The following is a 17,884-nucleotide window of genomic DNA, read 5'->3' as shown; positions in this document are numbered from 1 at the left end:
ATTTATAGGGAGTTATAAGCTCCCTACAAATTTTTATGGTGAATTAATCAAAATAGGAAAGGAGGAGTTATATGATTGAAATGCTGATTAAATATAGCGGCATATTTTTACAAGGTACTTATTATACAGTCGGTTTATCTTTCGTATCAGTGCTTATCGGTACATTAATCGGACTTATACTTGCTTTATTCAGATTAGCTGACTCAAAGACCATGAATTTTATGGTTGCTAAGATACTTAATTTTATAGCTACTTTATATGTTGAAGTTATAAGAGGAACACCGCTACTTGTACAGATATTTTTGGTAAAATTAGGTTCATATCAGATATTTAATCTTGATTTACCTGATATAGCTATAGGTATAATTGCAGTATCAATAAATTCAGGAGCGTATGTATGTGAAGTAATTCGTTCAGGTATACAAGCAGTTGACAAAGGACAGATGGAGGCGGGAAGAAGTCTTGGAATGACATATAAAATGACTATGAGACTTGTAATATTGCCACAAGCTGTAAAAAATATACTTCCTGCACTGTGCAACGAGTTTGTAACGGTTATAAAAGAAACTTCAATAGTATCATATATAGGTGTAACAGATTTATTCTATGCGTCAAAATCAATAGGCTCTATGACGTATGACACACTTACACCGTTATTTATAATAGCACTTATATACTTATTTATAACATTTACATTGTCAAAACTTGTCAGATTGCTCGAAAGGAGGTTATCTCAAAGTGATTAGAGTTGAAAAACTTAAAAAAAGTTACGGAAAAAAAGAAGTTTTAAAAGAAGTCAGTACAGTAATAAATGATGGAGAAGTTGTGGTTGTAATAGGACCGTCAGGTTCAGGAAAATCAACTTTTTTGAGATGCCTTAACAGACTTGAAGAAATAAATGAAGGTAAAATTTTTTATAATGATATAGAGATAACTGATAAAGATGTAGATATAGATAAATTGAGACAAAAAATAGGGATGGTTTTTCAACATTTCAATCTTTTTCCTCATAAAACAATAATTGAAAATATAACACTTGCGCCTATAAATACAGGTATTATGAATAAAGAAGAAGCTCAAAAAACAGCTTTGGAACTACTTGGAAAAATGGGATTGAGTGAAAAGGCGGATGTATATCCGGCATCCTTATCAGGAGGACAAAAACAAAGGGTTGCAATAGCAAGAGCACTTGCAATGAAACCTGAAGTAATGTTATTTGACGAAGCTACATCAGCATTGGATCCGGAAATGGTTGGAGAGGTGCTAAGCGTTATGAAAGATCTTGCCAAAGAAGGAATGACAATGGTGGTTGTTACGCACGAAATGGGCTTTGCAAAAGAAGTATCTGATAGAGTTTTGTTTATGGAAGAAGGTATAATATACGAAGAAGGAAGTCCTGAAGATATATTTTCAAATCCAAAAGAGATGAGAACAAAAGAATTTTTGTCAAAGGTACTGTAATGATATAAATATCTATATTTTAAAACTAAAGACTAATTAAAAGTGCATTATAGCTATATGCTTAAAAATTTGTTTTTTTGTTAAAACAACAAATTATATAAAATTGCTAAACTTTATATAATTTGTAATAGTAGTGTTTATAGACATAAAAAAGATTGTATTTAAAAATTGATTTTTAAATACAATCTTTTTTGCTTTATCTTAATTTTATCCACAGACTTATGATTAATACTAATATTGCTCCCAATAGATACTATGTTCAAATCTCTTAAAGTTATACTTTTGAGCATATCTTTTTTGAAAGGGATTATATCTTATTTTTCTTTTTTGCACCGTTATTTTATAGAGGTTTAGTATAAACAATTATACGATTTGATAATTAGAAATATTTTTATCTTTAAATGCTATTTTATATATTTCATATGGCTTTAAAATAAGAAATTAATAATTGTTTATCACTATAGTTTTGCCTTCGTATGATACTTTTGATGAGTCTAAGCCGAACGCTTTTGCAAGATAATGTGCAGGTATCATAATTTTACCATTTTTAATCATAGGTCTTATACCCATATTTTCGGATTTGCCGTTTATTGTTATATAGCTTGAATTTGGAGATACGGCAACTGTTGTATTAGGTTTTGACAATGTTGTTGTTTTTGTAGATTTGTTATAGTTTACCCATAGACCTAATTTATTTGCAAGCGGTGTTACAGCTACAAACAATCTTCCGTTTGATATAGTAGCTTCTACTCCCATATCAACTTGTCTTCTGTTTCCATATTCATCTTCTTCTGTGAAATATCTTGAGCCTTGAGTTATTATTACCTTAGGAGAATTATTTCCTGTTGGAGAATAATTTGTGGCTCTGTTTATATTATATCCTCTTTCTTTTGCTATTAACTCATTTTCTTTTTCTTTAAGCTTTTGTTCTTTTTCAAGATTGGCTTGGCTTATATTGTCATCTCCTACTCTCATTTCAGGGAATTTATAGCCATAATCATATTTGTCGTAATAATCGTAATAGCCTCTTTTGCTTGATGAATCTCTGAATGGATTCATGAAGAACGGGTTATCATATTTTTCTCTGCTTGAATATGCAAAGCTTCCGTATCTGTTGAGATAATCTTGAGCATAAGCGTTTATGTCGGCAGAGTTTCTACCATATTTTGATATGAAATCATCTACATATCCGTAGTCCTTGAGGTATGCTTGTATATAATCAGCACCGTTATATGAACCGCCTTTATTCTTTATATATTTATCTCTTATATAATCGTTGAAAGATTTAAAGTCATAGTCTGAACCGTATTCAGCTTGATATCTCTTTTGCATTTCAGAAGCCAATGCATTTGCTACAGCAGTTCTGTAAGCGTCACGTTCAGCTTTTTCAGTTTCAATTTTTTCTTGCTCGGCTTTTTTCTTATCTTCTTCAGCCTTTTTCTTGGCATCTTCTTCAGCTTTTTTTATTTGATCTTCGACTACACTCAATTTTTGTGCTACAGCTTTAACGTAAAGATTCTTTGAACCTAATCTTTTTATTGCATTTTCACCTATATTTACAGTATGGTCTTTTATTTCAAGTGAATTTGCCAATGCCTGTCCTACAGAAAGCGTTAGAGTATTGTCCATTGCATTTACTGAAGTGAAGGCTGTAGAGCCGTCTATTGTTATTTTTGAAGAGTCAACCAATTCTATATTTTTGTCAAATTTTAAAGTTATTGTTTGGTCGGTAGCTTTTTTCTCAATTTTAGGAACATCTGCTGATAATAAAACAGGAGGAGCTTCTGTTGTGAACTCATATTCTTCTGTTTCATTATTTGTGCCTGCTAATGAGCCTTGTGAGTTTGTAAATTTATTTTTGTATATTTTTAATTTATACTTTGTATCAGGTAGAAGTAAATCATTTAAAACTATATCTACTCCGTCTATTGCACCTGAACTTGAAATTTTTTTGTTAATAGATTTTATGCCAAGTGACGGTGAAGTTGTATCTGATGCCAAGTTTATTGAAAACGCATTGTTTGTATATGTGTAAGGTATTGTAAACTTGACATTTATAGGTGTATCTGTTTCTATTTGAGTATTGTTTTTATTAGTTTCACCAACTTTATTCACTTGTACGACTTGCATGCCTGATGCTTCAAATTTGTTGAGTCTTATATAATCTGATACTGTTGATGCAAGTGATTTTATTTCAAAATCAGGTTTAGTATCATCTTGAACTGCACCTAAAAATTCTTTTGCATATAATACGGAAGTTGAAACATTTTTTCTTTTTATTGTTTTTGTATCTGAATTTAATTTTATCTGATATTTTCCTGTTGGAAGATTTTTTATAACTAAAGTTTTTTCGCCTACCAAGTCTATATCTGATGGAGATATTGCTGTAAATTCTGTATATTGTCCAAATTCGTTTAATTTGTATAGTTTTATGTCTGATACTGATGGTGTATCAATTTTTCTGTCGAACGTTACAGAATAGTCTTTGTTTACTTGTGCGCCTTGTGTTCCTACAGGTTGTTTTTCAGTTTTCAATAAAAATACAAATTTTGTGTCACCTATAGATGCGTTATAAGTTGTATCCACTAATTGTGAATTATCTACTGTAAGTGTGTATTCTGAATCGGATTCAAGCGATTTTTTTGGTGCAAGAACAAATTCATTGAAATCTGTCGTTACATCTGCAGGTGTTATATTATAGTAATCCGTTATTCTTTCTGCAACTGAACCTTTTGACAGTTTTAATATATCTTCAAGTCTCTTTCCTAATTTTGCTTTTACGTCTAAATTCAATTTTATTTTTATCTCACTGTCGATTAATAAATTGTCTATTGTTTTGCTTGATGATGGAGATGACAAGTCTACTGAAGGAATATTAGATTCATTAGCAGATATCAATTCATCTGATGATGAGAAATATTTAAATTCTAAATTAGCTTTTAAATCACTGCTCGGTCTTGATATTGTAAATGTATCATTTAAAACTTCTGCTTCTAATCCCTGCGATAAATGTCTTTTAAAAACATCGTTCGGTATATTTATATTAGCAGTTCCAAGTGCTGATGAAGATACGTCAAGCACTATAGTCAATGTGTTGTTATTAGGTAAACTTGCAGAAACTATTGGTATAGCAGTAGAGTTTACATCTTTTACAATAATTTTATCTTTTAAAGGATTTGATGTATCAACAGCCTCTATCGGTCTTGATGATGTCAATGTCAAAGTGGAGTTTGTTGAGCCTTTTTCTATATTTTTTGTATTTAGAGTAAGCTGTGGTCTTTTTTCTGTTGTAAAAGTATATTTTTCTTTTGTATTGCCGGCAGGCATGGTAGTGTCATTATCATATAAAAACTCACTCTTATCTATTTCTATAGTGTATTTTGTATTTGGAGTCAAGGTTGTTGATGTTGAATTTATTTCTATTCTATCTTTTTTAAATGTAGAGTTTTCTTTTTGATCCATTGTTATATTTGATATAGTAGGAGTTATTGTAACAGCTTGGTTGACATCTCCTTGAACAAAAAGGCTTTTATCATTAGGTATGTTCTGATTGATTGTTATATTATTATTGTTTATTAGTGTATCTACATCTATATCCGTATTTGAAGTGCTTTGTGAATTAGCAAGTGCAATAGTGGCTGATGATTGTGAAGTTGTAAATTTTTTTAATACTATATTTTTTGAAACATCAAAACCGTCATATTTTATTAAGATATCGCTTTGATTTTTAGTTTTAGCATAAAGCGGTATAGGATTTGATATTGTGGGCTCACTACCTGTGGTTGTTTTATTTCTCACAAAATTTGTAACCATAGTTGATATAGAATTATCGGTGTTATTTACAAGTACAGTGTACTTACCGTTTTTTATAGGACCGACCAATACTGTACTTGTGGTAGTATTTGGCTCATACTCTATTTTTCTGTTTTGTGCACCGAAATTGCTCAACTTTTTGAAAGTTGCACCTACACCGGCGTTTTCATCTTTAAGAAATATATTGTTGTTGTCTATTATGGCATTATTTGCGATATCTTTATCAATTTTTCTGTCAAATGTTATTTTTAATTTGTTGTTTTCAGATTTTATAGATGTTATTTTAGGTGTTCGCTCAGAACTTATTTTAAATACAAAATTTTGGTTGCCAAGTGGAGTAGAACCTGTAAATGTGCTAAGCTTTGAAGTATATATTTTAAGTGTATAATTAGCATCTGGATCTAATGATGCACCTGATACAAGTGATAAATTTATTGTATTAAAAATTGAAGCACTAAAGGGCGTGTGGTTGAATTTCGAAGGAATAAGGTTTGTGCCATCTCCTCCATCTTTTGTTAATTTTACAAAATCTTGCAAAGATAATGAAGGTGTGGAATTTGTTTGTTTTAAACTAATGAGGTCATTAGAACTGTTCCTGAATTCAATTTTTATAGGCGTGGATATATGTGCGTCCTTGATTTGTGCATTACCGCCTAATTGTATAGTTTTATTTACTGATTTTAATTCGTCTTTTGCATCAAAATGATTAAGTGTAATTTTTACCTGTACATCAGGTGCTGCATACACGATTTTGTTCGGATTGTAAAAACAGGATAATACCAGCACGAATGCCAATATAAAAGAAATTTTACGTTTTATAGTAATCATACTATATAAACTCCTTTCAAAAATTAAAATTCTCCAACTATTTTTATCTCTTCTTCAAGAGATACATGGAATTTATTACCGACAACTTGTTTTATAAATGTTAGCATTTCCAATACTTCACTGCAAGTGGCATTGCCTAAGTTGATTACAAAACCGCTGTGCATAGATGACACGGCGACATTTTTCATAACAAGTCCTTTAAGTCCGCTGTCTTCTATCAATTTACCTGCAAAATATCCCTCCGGTCTTTTGAAAGTCGAGCCGGCAGAGTAATATGACAGAGGTTGTTTTGAAGTGCGCTTAAATGTATAATCGTCAATTTTTTCTTTTATTTCAGTAAAATCTCCTTTTTTGAGTTTTATTCTGATGCTCAAAACAACTAAATTTTCCTTTGATATTATTGAATTTCTATAAGAAAATTGCATTTGTTCATTGGACAATTTTTTTATATTCATATCTTTATCCAAGACTATTACTTCTTGTACAACATTGCTCATCATGGAGTCATATGCACCGGCATTCATTGTAACAGCACCACCTACTGTGCCTGGAATACCGCAACCAAATTCAAAGCCTGTAAGCGAATTATCTAAAAAATATTTTGAAAGTGAAGTCATAGACATACCTGACTCTACTTCTACAGTTTCATCATCTATTTTAGTGAGTTGTGAAAAATTATCTGATAATTGAACGACAATAGCTCTTATACCTTTGTCGGATACCAATAAATTACTTCCGTTACCCATAACAAAAACAGGATATTCATAGCTTTTTGCAATCTCCAATATATCCATTAGATGGACGAGAGATTTAGGTCTGACAAAAAAATCTGCTTCTCCGCCTATGTGAAAAGATGTACAGTTTTTCATAGGATAATCTGTTATTAGGTCATAAGGTGCGAGTTTTTCTGCAATAAAAGATTTTACGTCTATATTTTCTCTTTTGCTTATCATATCTATAATTCAGAGTTAAAAAACAAGTACGAGATTGTATTTTTTACCCATATCCTTTCTAAAAAAATAGTTATGTAAATAATTATATATTAATATCATATTTTTTTCAATTATTTTAAAATTTATAAACAGCATTTTTACGTATATATGATGGAATTTTTAGAATGTTCATAAAACTATGCAATCATATTATAGCTTTTGTAAACTGTATAGTGACCAATTTTTATTGGTGTTATAATATGTTTAATTAAAAAAATAATATTTCTGCATTATATATTTAAAATTTTTTGTATAATTTGTAGAATATAAATTAAAGAATAAATTTATAAAACTATTGTACTAAAATATAGCATAAATAAATCCCATAGAACGAATATGTAAGCTGATTCGCCCTATGGGATTTAGAAATGAAGTATTTAAAATATTAAGTGGTGCATTATACAGTTTGTATGATATTATAATATCAAAATACAATATAACTATACAAAATAGTATTGTATAAATTTAATGAAATCTAACAAATTTTTGTACTTTTTATATAAATTATCTATTACTCTATCAGAGTTTGGTATAAAAAGATATGGTTAAATACTAAATTATCATTTTTTTTGTAATATTTTACTGTCATACATAATGTTATCAGCTATATGTATTAGATGCTCTATATCAGGATTTTGTGTATTATTTTCAGCATACCCTATGCTTATATCCAGAGTTTGAAAGCAAGTATCTTTCGAATAAGCTTCTTTAATTTTACTTTTTACAGTAGATACTATTTCTTGTAAATCATGTTTTCCTTCCATAAATACGATAAATTCATCTCCGCCCAATCTTCCTACCAAAAAATCAGGTAAGATTTGTTGTAAAGTTTCGGCTGTGAGCACTATAGCCTCATCTCCTTTATTATGGCCATAAGTGTCATTAATATATTTAAAATTGTCTAAATCCATAAACAATACAGCGAATTCATTGTATATATTTGCTTCCATTAAATCGTACATATATCGTCTATTAAATATTCCTGTGAGATAATCAGTATTAGCATTTTTTTCCAACATTTCTTTATACAAAAGTTCTTGAGTAATATCTTTTGCCACACCTACTGTACCGATTATATTGCCGGCTCTATCGTGAACAGGTGATTTTTTTGTAATCAGCTTTCTTATATCTCCATTGCCTACAATTAATTTTTCGTCAAAAGTTAATGTTCTATTTGCCTCTATGACATCTAATTCTGATTCCATACATATAAATTCTCCACCGGAATAATCTTCTGGGCTTAATTCCCATAAAAATAGATGTCCTCTATCAACGCATTCATCATAAGTCTTTTTGTGCCCATCTTTTGCAGGAGGCAATGCATCTAAGAAATTGTTGTTAAACATCTTATGGCGTCCTTTTATATCTTTTACCCATATCAAGTCTACGGATGTGTTTATTACTGTTTCTATAATTTTTCTATATTCATAAACTTCATTATCTTCTGCTATTTTATCTAATAATTTTTTAAAATTATAAATCAATTCTTTTTTGTCAGAATCTTTGTGCCAGATATATCCTATATCATATACTTGTTCACAGTCAAATATAGTTTTCATATCTTCTTTGCTAAGACATAGTACCAAATTATTTAATGATTTATTTAGGTCGTTCATCATTGATATTAAATTTTTAATATCTGACATTTCCATCTGTGCGACTATATAATCGGCATCTGTAAGTTTGCTTATTTCTATAGTTGAAGAATGTATGATTTCTATATTTTTTGGTGATAATTTCTGTATTACCTCATTATTTTCGTTAAAAATACCTATGCAATAAATATTATTCTTGTATTCAAACATATAAAACTCCTTTATAAAAAACTAAGCTTTATAATATGTTAATCAGAAAATTATATTTAAACAGATTGTAATTTTATTTTTAATTAATATAATCTGTAATAATCTCTACTCATATTGAACTATACTATTGAATTCTTATTATGTCAAGGGATTTTGTTTTTAATATATATAAAAGATAAGAAGTCAAATAATAAAATATAATCTGACACTTTAAGTATGCAATAAGTAAATTTTACACAATCAGATTACAACTTTAAAATTAATTATTCAAAAATATCAATAAATTTGATATAATCATATTCATTGAAGGTTATTAAAATAATACTTTGTAAAAATATTATATCACAGTTTTTGTGTAGCAATGTTTTAGATTATGATATAGTCTTTTAAACAGGTTTTTGGATTAAATTAATAATTATTATTTATACAAAGTTGATTAGTGGTGATAAAATTGATATATTTAGATAATTCTGCAACTACTTTCATCTATGACGAGGTTTTACAAAAGATGAAAGAAATATATACAAATTGTAATTTTAATCCGTCTTCTGCTTATGATGTGGCATTCAAGGCGGAAAATGAACTGAACAACGCAAGAAAGATAATAGCTGAATCAATAAAGGCGAATACTGATGAAATAATATTTACTTCAGGCGGAAGTGAGAGTAATAATACAGCTATACTTGGAGTAGCAAGGGCGAATAAAAATAAAGGAAAGCATATAATAACAACAAATATTGAACACAGCAGTGTGTATAATACATTTATGTATTTAAAAGATTATGAAGACTTTGATGTTACATTTTTGAAAGCTGATAAAAATGGAGTTATAGATTTAGAAGATTTGAAAAATGAAATTAGAAAAGATACTGTTTTAGTTTCTATAATGCATGTAAACAATGAAATTGGTTCAGTAAATGATATAGACAAAATCGGAAATTTGATAAAATCTGTTAATCCGCTTACATATTTTCATACAGATTGTGTGCAATCATATATGAAATTGCCAATTGATGTGTCGAAATTAAACGTGGATTTAATCTCTGTAAGTGCACATAAAATTCATGCTCCTAAAGGTATAGGATTTTTATATGTGAGAAAAAATGTCAAGATTTTGCCACTTATATTCGGAGGAGGGCAAGAACATAAATTAAGAGCCGGTACAGAAAATGTGGGTGGTATATGTGGGCTTGCAAAAGCAGTTGAGATGCAAATGAATTTTGAAAAAACAGATAATATAAGAAAAAATAGAGATTATCTGATTGAACTGCTAAGTTTGCAAATTGAAGATATAAGTATAAATACACCTCCTATAAATGCACCCCATATATTGAGCGTATCATTTGCAGGTATAAAATCTGAAGTTTTGCTTCATTATTTGGAAATGGATGAGATATATGTATCTGTAGGCAGTGCATGTTCATCTAAGAAAAAAGGTTCAAGAGTTATGCAAAGTATAGGATTGAATGATAAATACAAAGACGGTACGGTCAGAATATCACTTGATGAAACTACAACTATGCAAGATGTACAAACAGTAGTTGAAAAATTGAAAAAATATGTGGAAGATATAAGAAAAGTCACTAAATACAAAAAGAGGTAGAGATGTACGATATAATAATAGTGAGAAATGGAGAAATTTCTGTAAAAAAGAAAAATAAAGCGGAATTTGAGAATGCGCTTGTAAAAAATATAAAATACAGGTTGTATAAAAACAAAGAAGTAAAAATTCAAAAAGAAAATGGAAGAGTGGAAATATCTTTAGCAAATGTAGATGCATTTGAAATTATCAAAAAAATAGATGATATATTTGGCGTGGTGTCAATGTCTCCAGCTATGGTATCTGATAGCGGATATGATAATTTATTTGAGCTTATAAAAAGACTTATAGATTTTGAGATGGACAAAGATAAAAAAACGAGTTTCAAGTTGAGCATAAGACGAATAGACAAAAGTTTTGATATGCAGTCAAATCAAATGAATATAGATATGGGAGAGAAAGTTTTAAAAGAATATCCAAACTTGTATGTAGACGTAAAAAATCCGGAATTTGAAATACACTGTGAATTCAGAAAAGATGTGAATATAGTTTATAGTAAAAAGATATTAGGCGAAGGTGGAATGCCAAGAGGCATAAACGGAAGAGCATGTACTTTGATATCAGGCGGTATAGATTCACCGGTTGCTACATATCTTATGGCAAGGCGTGGACTTTTTATAGAGGCGGTTCATTTTCACAGTTATCCGTTTACAAATGAACGTTCAAAACAAAAAGTTATAGATTTGGTTTCACATTTGACAGCGTATTGTGGAAAAATAAGACTGCATTTGGTAAATTTATTGGATATTCAAAAAGAGATAAATGAAAAATGTCCTGAAGAATATATGACAATACTTTCAAGACGTTTTATGATGAGAATAGCACAAGATATAGCAAATGAATATGAGTGTACGGCGCTGATAACAGGAGAAAGTTTAGGTCAAGTGGCATCGCAGACATCTCTTGGACTTCTTGCAACGGACAATGTAGTAAATACCATGCCTGTATTTAGACCGTTGATAGCTATGGAAAAGGACAGTATAATAGAAGTTGCAAAAAAAATAGGCACTTATGATATATCAATAATAAAAGAAGAAGATTGTTGCACAGTGTTTTTACCTAAAAAACCGGCGACAAAACCTAAGATGGAAAAAGTTCTCAGCAGTGAAGAAAAATTGGATATAGATAAACTCGTAAAATCAGCTATAGAACAAAGAGAGATTTTGGAGCTTAAAATAAAATAATTTCATACTTTAAATTTAACACAAAAAAGGAGGAAGATAAAATGGATGTTTTTTCTTGGAAAAAATTTCTATTACCTTACGAATATGCAGTTGAGGAGTTAAAGATAAAGTTTAAGGATATCAGAAAAGAGTTAAAAGATACGGAAAGTTATTCTCCAATAGAGTTCGTTACCGGAAGAGTAAAAAAAATATCTTCAATAATAGATAAGGCAAAGAGATTAGATGTGAAGTTTGAACAGTCTGAACTTAGAGAAAACATAGAAGATATAGCGGGCATAAGGATAATGTGTCAATTTGTAGAAGATATTTATACAGTCGTCAAATATATAAGAAGCCGTGAAGATATGAAGGTAGAGTATGAAAAAGACTATATAAAAAACTACAAAGAAAGCGGTTATAGAAGTTATCACGTCATAATAAGATATCCTGTCCACACTGTTAGAGGCAGAATGGATATACTTGCAGAAATACAGATAAGAACATTGTCTATGAATTTTTGGGCAACAATAGAACATTCACTCAAATACAAATATAATCACAAATTACCTGATTATCTCATAGAAAAACTTAAAAATTCAGCAGATTCAGCTTTTAAGTTGGATGAAGAGATGAGCGACATAAGAGATGAAATCGTAAGGGCTCAGGTACAATTTGAAGTAAAATCTATTACAGTAAAAGAGATAACAGCAAGCATAAATCAGCTTAATATATTAGGATATCCGGATGAAGCATTAAAATATCTCAAAAAATTTGAAAAATTGGAAGATATTCAAGATGTTGAGCAGATGATAGAATTACAAAATGATATAAAAAGCAGACTTCAAGAACTAAAACCTATTGAAATAATTAAAGAAAATTGATAAATATATTTTAGGGTATGTATATAAATTAAAATTTAAAATAAATTGGAGATAATATGAAAACAGTATTTATTGTAGATGATGAAAAAAGAATAAGAGATTTGATAGAAATGTATCTAAAAAAAGAAGGATATGTAACAAAATCATTTTCTAATGCCAAGGACACTCTTGAAGAGTTCAAGATAAATGTTCCGGATATAATGATACTTGATATAATGATGAGAGATATGGACGGTTTAGATCTTTGTAGGGAAATAAGAAAAACAAGCAATGTACCGATAATATTCGTTTCTGCAAGAAGTGAAGAGTTGGACAGAATATTAGGATTGGAGTTAGGTGCCGATGATTATCTGCCTAAACCTTTCAGTCCGAGAGAGCTTATGGCAAGAGTAAAGACCGTATTAAAAAGAACAGCGACTATACAACAAGTAAGCAAAGAAAAAGGAAATGTAATAGGCTTCGGAGATTTTGAGATGTATACGGACATAAGGGTGGCGAAGTCAAGAGGCAAAGAGATACCTCTTACAATCAAAGAATTTAATTTACTCGAATATCTTGTGAAAAATCTCAATACACCTATGTCAAGAGAGCAGATAATAGGATCAGTGTGGGGATATGATCATGATGGATATGACAGAAGTGTAGACGATACAATAAAAAGAATAAGAAAAAAATTGAACGAATACGGAGCTATGATAAAAATAAAAACAGTATGGGGATACGGTTACAGGGTAGATTCAGATGAGTAAACTCGGTATAAAGATAGTAATCAGTTATATAATAATAGCTGTTGTATCAACTTTAATGTTTATATTCATCGTCAGATGTGCGATGATGAATATAATAATTGATGAAAAAAAAGACAATCTTCAAGATATTGCCGAGTTTATAGTAAACAGTATAAATGACACTATAGAAAAATCGGGAGTTGATAAAAGCAAAGTAAAATCTGAAAATGATATAATATTTTATGGAAAAACATATAAAAATTGCAACTTAAAAATAGCGGGAAAAGTAGTAAAACTACCTCTGTCAATATTTACCGTGCAAAGTTCAAAAATAGATGTATATTTATTGGATGCTCAAGAAAAAGTGATTTTTTACAACATGGATAACGACGATGATATTAATAAAATTACTTCAAAAAATGAAGCGATATTTGATAAAAAAAATTTTTACGCTCAAAAAGATATTTATATAGGTAAAGCTTATATAGGCAGTATATTGGTTACAGTCGGAGAAAAGAATCTGATAGATATAAATATGCAGATATACACTATAGTATACGGCAGTTTTTTGATAACAGGTATGATTACATTTGCTATGGTATTGATATTAAAAATAAATGTATTGAAGCCTATTGACAAACTTAGAGAAAATATATCACAAATATCTCTTGATAAAGACTTGAACTGGAAAAATATAAATACCAGAGATGAACTTGAAGATATGAATAGAGAACTTTACGATATAACAACTAAAATGCAATTTCTCACAGAAGCAAGAAATGAATTTTTTCAAAATACATCTCATGAACTGAAAACTCCGCTTATGTCCATAAGAGGATATGCAGAAGCAATAAAAGACGGTGTATTTGACACGCAAGAACAACAAGAAGCATTGGATATAATAATAGATGAAAGTGATAAATTAGCCTCATCAATAACATCCGTACTGTATATAAGTTCATTGGAAAAACATTTTAGAAATATTAAAAATGCAGAGATGATAAACATATATGACGAAATAGAAGAGCTTAAAACAAGACATGCATTTTCAAAAATAAGAAATGAAATAGAAATAGTAAATAACATACCGAAAAATCTTTATATTGAAGTAGAGCCAGAAAAACTCAATCGTATAATATCCAATCTTTTCAGCAATGCACTTAGATATGCAAAAAGTAAGATAATGTTTGGATTTATTGCAGAATACGATAAAGTGCATTTTTTTGTAGTAGATGACGGTAAAGGCTTTGAAAACAATGAAAAAGAAAAAGTGTTTGACAGATTTTACAAAGGTGATGACGGAAAAAACGGATTGGGGTTGGCAATAGTAAGCTCAATAGTAAAAAGTTTTGACGGCGATATAAAAGCATATAATTCCAAAAGCGGAGGGGCAGTAATAGAAATAATAGTTCCAAGAAAAAGCTATGTTCATTATTAATTAAATAGTGTAAAAATTTATAAAAAAGAGCTGTTAGAAAATGATAAAATATCAATAATAATAGCTCTTTTTTAGTGAAAATTTTGTATAAAACATTTTCACAAACATTTTTAAAAACATTTTATGTACATAATCTTCTTGTAGAATTTCTAATTTTCAGTTCGCAATCAAGTACCATTTTTTTAGGAATATCAATGCCATTAATCATATCAAGTAACATCTTTGCAGACATAGTGCCTATGTCGGAATAAGGAAAAGATATTGTAGTCAATGCCGGATTGAATATCATTGACATATCATAATCTCCAAAACCGCTTACAGAAACATCTTTCGGTATATCAAGGTTTAATTTTTTAAGCCCTTTTATTATACCGAATGCTATATTATCAGTAGCTGCAACATAGTATGTAGACTTATTTTTCTTATATGTATTTATAAGTATATTGTATGCCGAGTATACATCAAATCCTACAGTATGGTAGTTTACTTTTATAGTTTTGTCTTTCTTTAATACACTCATAAGTCCGAGGTATCTGGATTTGATACTCTTGTCATAATCCCCGACACCGAAATAGGATATATTTTTGTGTCCTGAATTTAAAATATACTCTCCTATGAGTTTACCGGCTTTATAGTCATTATGAACTATGCAATGAATTCCGTCCAATTCTTGACCTATAACTATAAACGGTACTTTCACATCGTTTATAGCCTTATAATGTTCATCAGTAACCTGTGATGCAAATAATATTATCCCGTCCACTTTTTGATTTGCTATGCTGTATATAAGCTTTATTTCTTCTTTCATGTTATCGTTGGAGTTTGAGATAAACAGCTTGTAAGATTTAGTTTTTAAGAAAGCGTCTATGGCATTTAGAGATATGTTTTTAGAAAAACCTATAAAATTCGGAATTATAGTAGCAATAGAATTGCTGTTGGCAGCTTTCAAACTCCGTGCAAAGGTGTTCGGGATATAGTTTAACTCATCCACAACTTTTTTGATTTTTTTAGCTGTATTTTTACTGATAGAGCCGTTGTTTAAATATCGTGAAACTGTACTCTTAGAAACACCTGCCAATTTAGATATGTCGTTGATATTAGCCATAAATCACCTCTAAACAATGCAAGCATTTTAATTAAAAAAACTTGTTATGATTAACAAGTTATAAAACTATATCTATATAAATTATAGTACATAATATTATAAATGTCAAAAGGTTATTTTACAAAATTTGAATAATTATTTAATTGTATTACATCATAGAAAACGTATATATTTACTTGTTCAATGACATTAGATTTTTAGAAAAAATTTGTAAATTGATAAAATTTAATAATTATTTTTAATTATACAAACACTAAATTTGTACTAAAAAAATAAATCTATATAGTTAATATACATATTTATGTAGATAAAAATAGATATTGACATAATTATGTTAATTTAATATAATAAGCAAAATGGAACCGATACCTAAAATAATTAATTGTTTTAATATTAAGTTTATAAAAACGATTTATTGGTATAATTTCTATATATACATAAGTTCATAACATAGTCATATATCTTCTATAAACGGACTATGAAATATAGATTATTATAAGAAATATTTTAAGGGAGGTATGTAATGGACTATAAGAAGGTTGCCAAAGAAGTTACGGATGCAATTGGAGGTAAGGAAAACATTTCCTCTATAACGCACTGCGCTACAAGATTGAGAGTAATGGTTAAAAGTCAAGAAAGTATAGACAAAAAAGCAGTAGAAGATATTGAGGGAGTTAAAGGGGCGTTTTTTAATTCCGGTCAATATCAAGTAATATTCGGTACAGGTACAGTTAATAAAGTGTTTGAAGAAGTGGCAAAATTAGGTTATGGAGATGTAAATGCAAATGAAAGCTCAAAAGCTTCAAATGACGAAGTAAAACGTTCAAATGTGCAAGGAAATGTATTTAAAAAAGCTATAAGAACGTTTGGAGACGTGTTTGTGCCTATAATACCTGTACTTGTTGCAACAGGACTTTTTATGGGACTTAGAGGCTTGCTTACTCAAGAGCAGGTTCTTGCAACTTTTGGTATAACTTCTGATGATATAAGTCCAAATTTTTTGTTATGGACACAAGTTTTAACTGATACGGCATTCGCTTTTTTACCGGCTCTTGTTTGTTGGTCAACATTTAGGGTTTTTGGAGGTTCACCTGTAATCGGTATAGTGCTTGGACTTATGCTCGTAAATCCGTCACTTCCTAATGCTTATGCGGTTGCAGCAGGAACTGCGTCACCTATTATAATGTTTGGATTTATACCTGTTGTAGGTTATCAAGGTACAGTTTTGCCGGCTTTTTTTGCAGGAATTTTGGGTGCAAAATTGGAGCAGGCACTTAGAAAGAAAATACCTGATACATTTGATTTATTGTTAACGCCGTTTACGACTTTACTTATTATGAGTGTATTATCTTTATTTATAATAGGACCGATATTCCACTCTTTAGAAACGGTTGTACTTAATGCAACAGAGGTGGTATTAAATTTACCTTTCGGACTTTCAGGAATAATAGTTGGAGGATTACAACAGATTATAGTTGTTACAGGGATACATCATATATTCAATTTCTTGGAAGTACAACTATTGGCAAATTTCGGCAAAAATGCGTTTAATGCACTTATATCAGCTGCAACAGCTGCACAAGCAGGTGCGACTTTGGCTGTAGGATTTAAAACAAAAGATAAAAAATTAAAAGCTCTTGCATTACCTTCATCATTATCAGCATCTTTGGGTATAACAGAACCGGCTATTTTCGGTGTAAACCTTAGATTTGTAAAACCTTTTGTTTGTGCTCTTATAGGAGGAGCGTGCGGAGGTTTTGTGGCATCTATTTTCGGCTTGGCAGGTACAGGTATGTCTGTAACTGTACTTCCGGGAATGTTATTATATCTTAACGGACAGTTGTTGCAATATATAATATCATTATTGGTTTCAGCAGGAGTAGCTTTTGCACTTACTTATACATTTGGATATAATGATAAAATGTTGGAAGAAAAATAATATTAAAAATTATTTGAACATTGTATAAAAAATTATATGTTCATTAGAGAATTGTATAAAAATTAGAAAAAAGGAAATATTTATCAAAAAATTTTACTTGATAATATTTCCTTAAATTTTATAAAGATTGT

12 protein-coding genes are annotated in these 17,884 nt (G+C 29.7%); 8 read left to right on the top strand and 4 right to left on the bottom strand.

Features of this window, described 5'->3' with window-relative positions:
- Positions 1-71 precede the first annotated feature (71 nt).
- Both HMPREF9630_RS04420 and HMPREF9630_RS04415 read left to right on the top strand, forming a co-directional pair.
- Positions 72-746: an amino acid ABC transporter permease gene (locus HMPREF9630_RS04420; protein WP_009527338.1), complete on the top strand. Its 675-nt coding sequence runs from the start codon at positions 72-74 to the stop codon at positions 744-746.
- Positions 739-1,461: an amino acid ABC transporter ATP-binding protein gene (locus tag HMPREF9630_RS04415; RefSeq protein ID WP_009527337.1), complete on the top strand. Its 723-nt coding sequence runs from the start codon at positions 739-741 to the stop codon at positions 1,459-1,461. The genes HMPREF9630_RS04420 and HMPREF9630_RS04415 overlap by 8 nt, the downstream gene beginning before the upstream one ends.
- Before the next feature lie 441 nt (positions 1,462-1,902).
- Here the strand turns inward: HMPREF9630_RS04415 and HMPREF9630_RS04410 are convergent, their stop codons facing one another.
- The 3 genes from HMPREF9630_RS04410 to HMPREF9630_RS04400 form a co-directional block, all read right to left on the bottom strand.
- Positions 1,903-6,102 carry a copper amine oxidase N-terminal domain-containing protein gene (locus tag HMPREF9630_RS04410; protein ID WP_009527336.1) on the bottom strand — a complete coding sequence of 1,400 codons (4,200 nt, stop codon included), beginning with the start codon at positions 6,100-6,102 and terminating at the stop codon, positions 1,903-1,905.
- Between the two features lie 23 nt (positions 6,103-6,125).
- Entirely contained in the window at positions 6,126-7,055 is a 930-nt protein-coding gene (gene murB / locus HMPREF9630_RS04405) for a UDP-N-acetylmuramate dehydrogenase (protein ID WP_009527335.1), read from the bottom strand.
- A gap of 599 nt (positions 7,056-7,654) precedes the next feature.
- The gene (locus tag HMPREF9630_RS04400) at positions 7,655-8,899 is read right to left on the bottom strand and encodes a sensor domain-containing diguanylate cyclase (protein ID WP_009527334.1); all 1,245 of its coding nucleotides are present in this window, start codon (positions 8,897-8,899) and stop codon (positions 7,655-7,657) included.
- 442 nt (positions 8,900-9,341) lie between these two features.
- On the opposite strand from HMPREF9630_RS04400, the gene HMPREF9630_RS04395 reads away from it, so the two are divergent.
- The 5 genes from HMPREF9630_RS04395 to HMPREF9630_RS04375 are packed head-to-tail and all read left to right on the top strand — an operon-like array spanning position 9,342 to position 14,709.
- Entirely contained in the window at positions 9,342-10,502 is a 1,161-nt protein-coding gene (locus HMPREF9630_RS04395) for a cysteine desulfurase family protein (protein WP_416389588.1), read from the top strand.
- Positions 10,503-10,504: 2 nt separating this feature from the next.
- Positions 10,505-11,683: a tRNA uracil 4-sulfurtransferase ThiI gene (gene thiI, locus HMPREF9630_RS04390; RefSeq protein ID WP_009527332.1), complete on the top strand. Its 1,179-nt coding sequence runs from the start codon at positions 10,505-10,507 to the stop codon at positions 11,681-11,683.
- Between the two features lie 41 nt (positions 11,684-11,724).
- Positions 11,725-12,543: a GTP pyrophosphokinase gene (locus tag HMPREF9630_RS04385; protein WP_009527331.1), complete on the top strand. Its 819-nt coding sequence runs from the start codon at positions 11,725-11,727 to the stop codon at positions 12,541-12,543.
- Positions 12,544-12,599: 56 nt separating this feature from the next.
- A complete protein-coding gene (locus tag HMPREF9630_RS04380) occupies positions 12,600-13,292 on the top strand; it encodes a response regulator transcription factor (protein ID WP_009527330.1) in 693 nt (230 codons plus the stop codon).
- Positions 13,285-14,709 (top strand): sensor histidine kinase, encoded by a 1,425-nt coding sequence (locus HMPREF9630_RS04375; protein WP_009527329.1) that lies wholly within the window; start codon positions 13,285-13,287, stop codon positions 14,707-14,709. Before HMPREF9630_RS04380 ends, HMPREF9630_RS04375 begins: the two co-directional genes overlap by 8 nt.
- Positions 14,710-14,830: 121 nt before the next feature.
- On the opposite strand, the gene HMPREF9630_RS04370 is transcribed toward HMPREF9630_RS04375, so the two are convergent.
- The gene (locus tag HMPREF9630_RS04370; RefSeq protein WP_009527328.1) at positions 14,831-15,814 is read right to left on the bottom strand and encodes a LacI family DNA-binding transcriptional regulator; all 984 of its coding nucleotides are present in this window, start codon (positions 15,812-15,814) and stop codon (positions 14,831-14,833) included.
- Positions 15,815-16,337: 523 nt separating this feature from the next.
- Here HMPREF9630_RS04370 and HMPREF9630_RS04365 point away from each other — a divergent pair.
- A complete protein-coding gene (locus HMPREF9630_RS04365) occupies positions 16,338-17,753 on the top strand; it encodes a sucrose-specific PTS transporter subunit IIBC (protein ID WP_009527327.1) in 1,416 nt (471 codons plus the stop codon).
- The last annotated feature ends 131 nt before the right edge of the window (positions 17,754-17,884 follow it).

It is taken from the genome of Peptoanaerobacter stomatis, from assembly GCF_000238095.2.
GTDB lineage: Bacteria > Bacillota > Clostridia > Peptostreptococcales > Filifactoraceae > Peptoanaerobacter > Peptoanaerobacter stomatis_A.
This window is presented reverse-complemented; position numbering and strand designations above follow the sequence as displayed.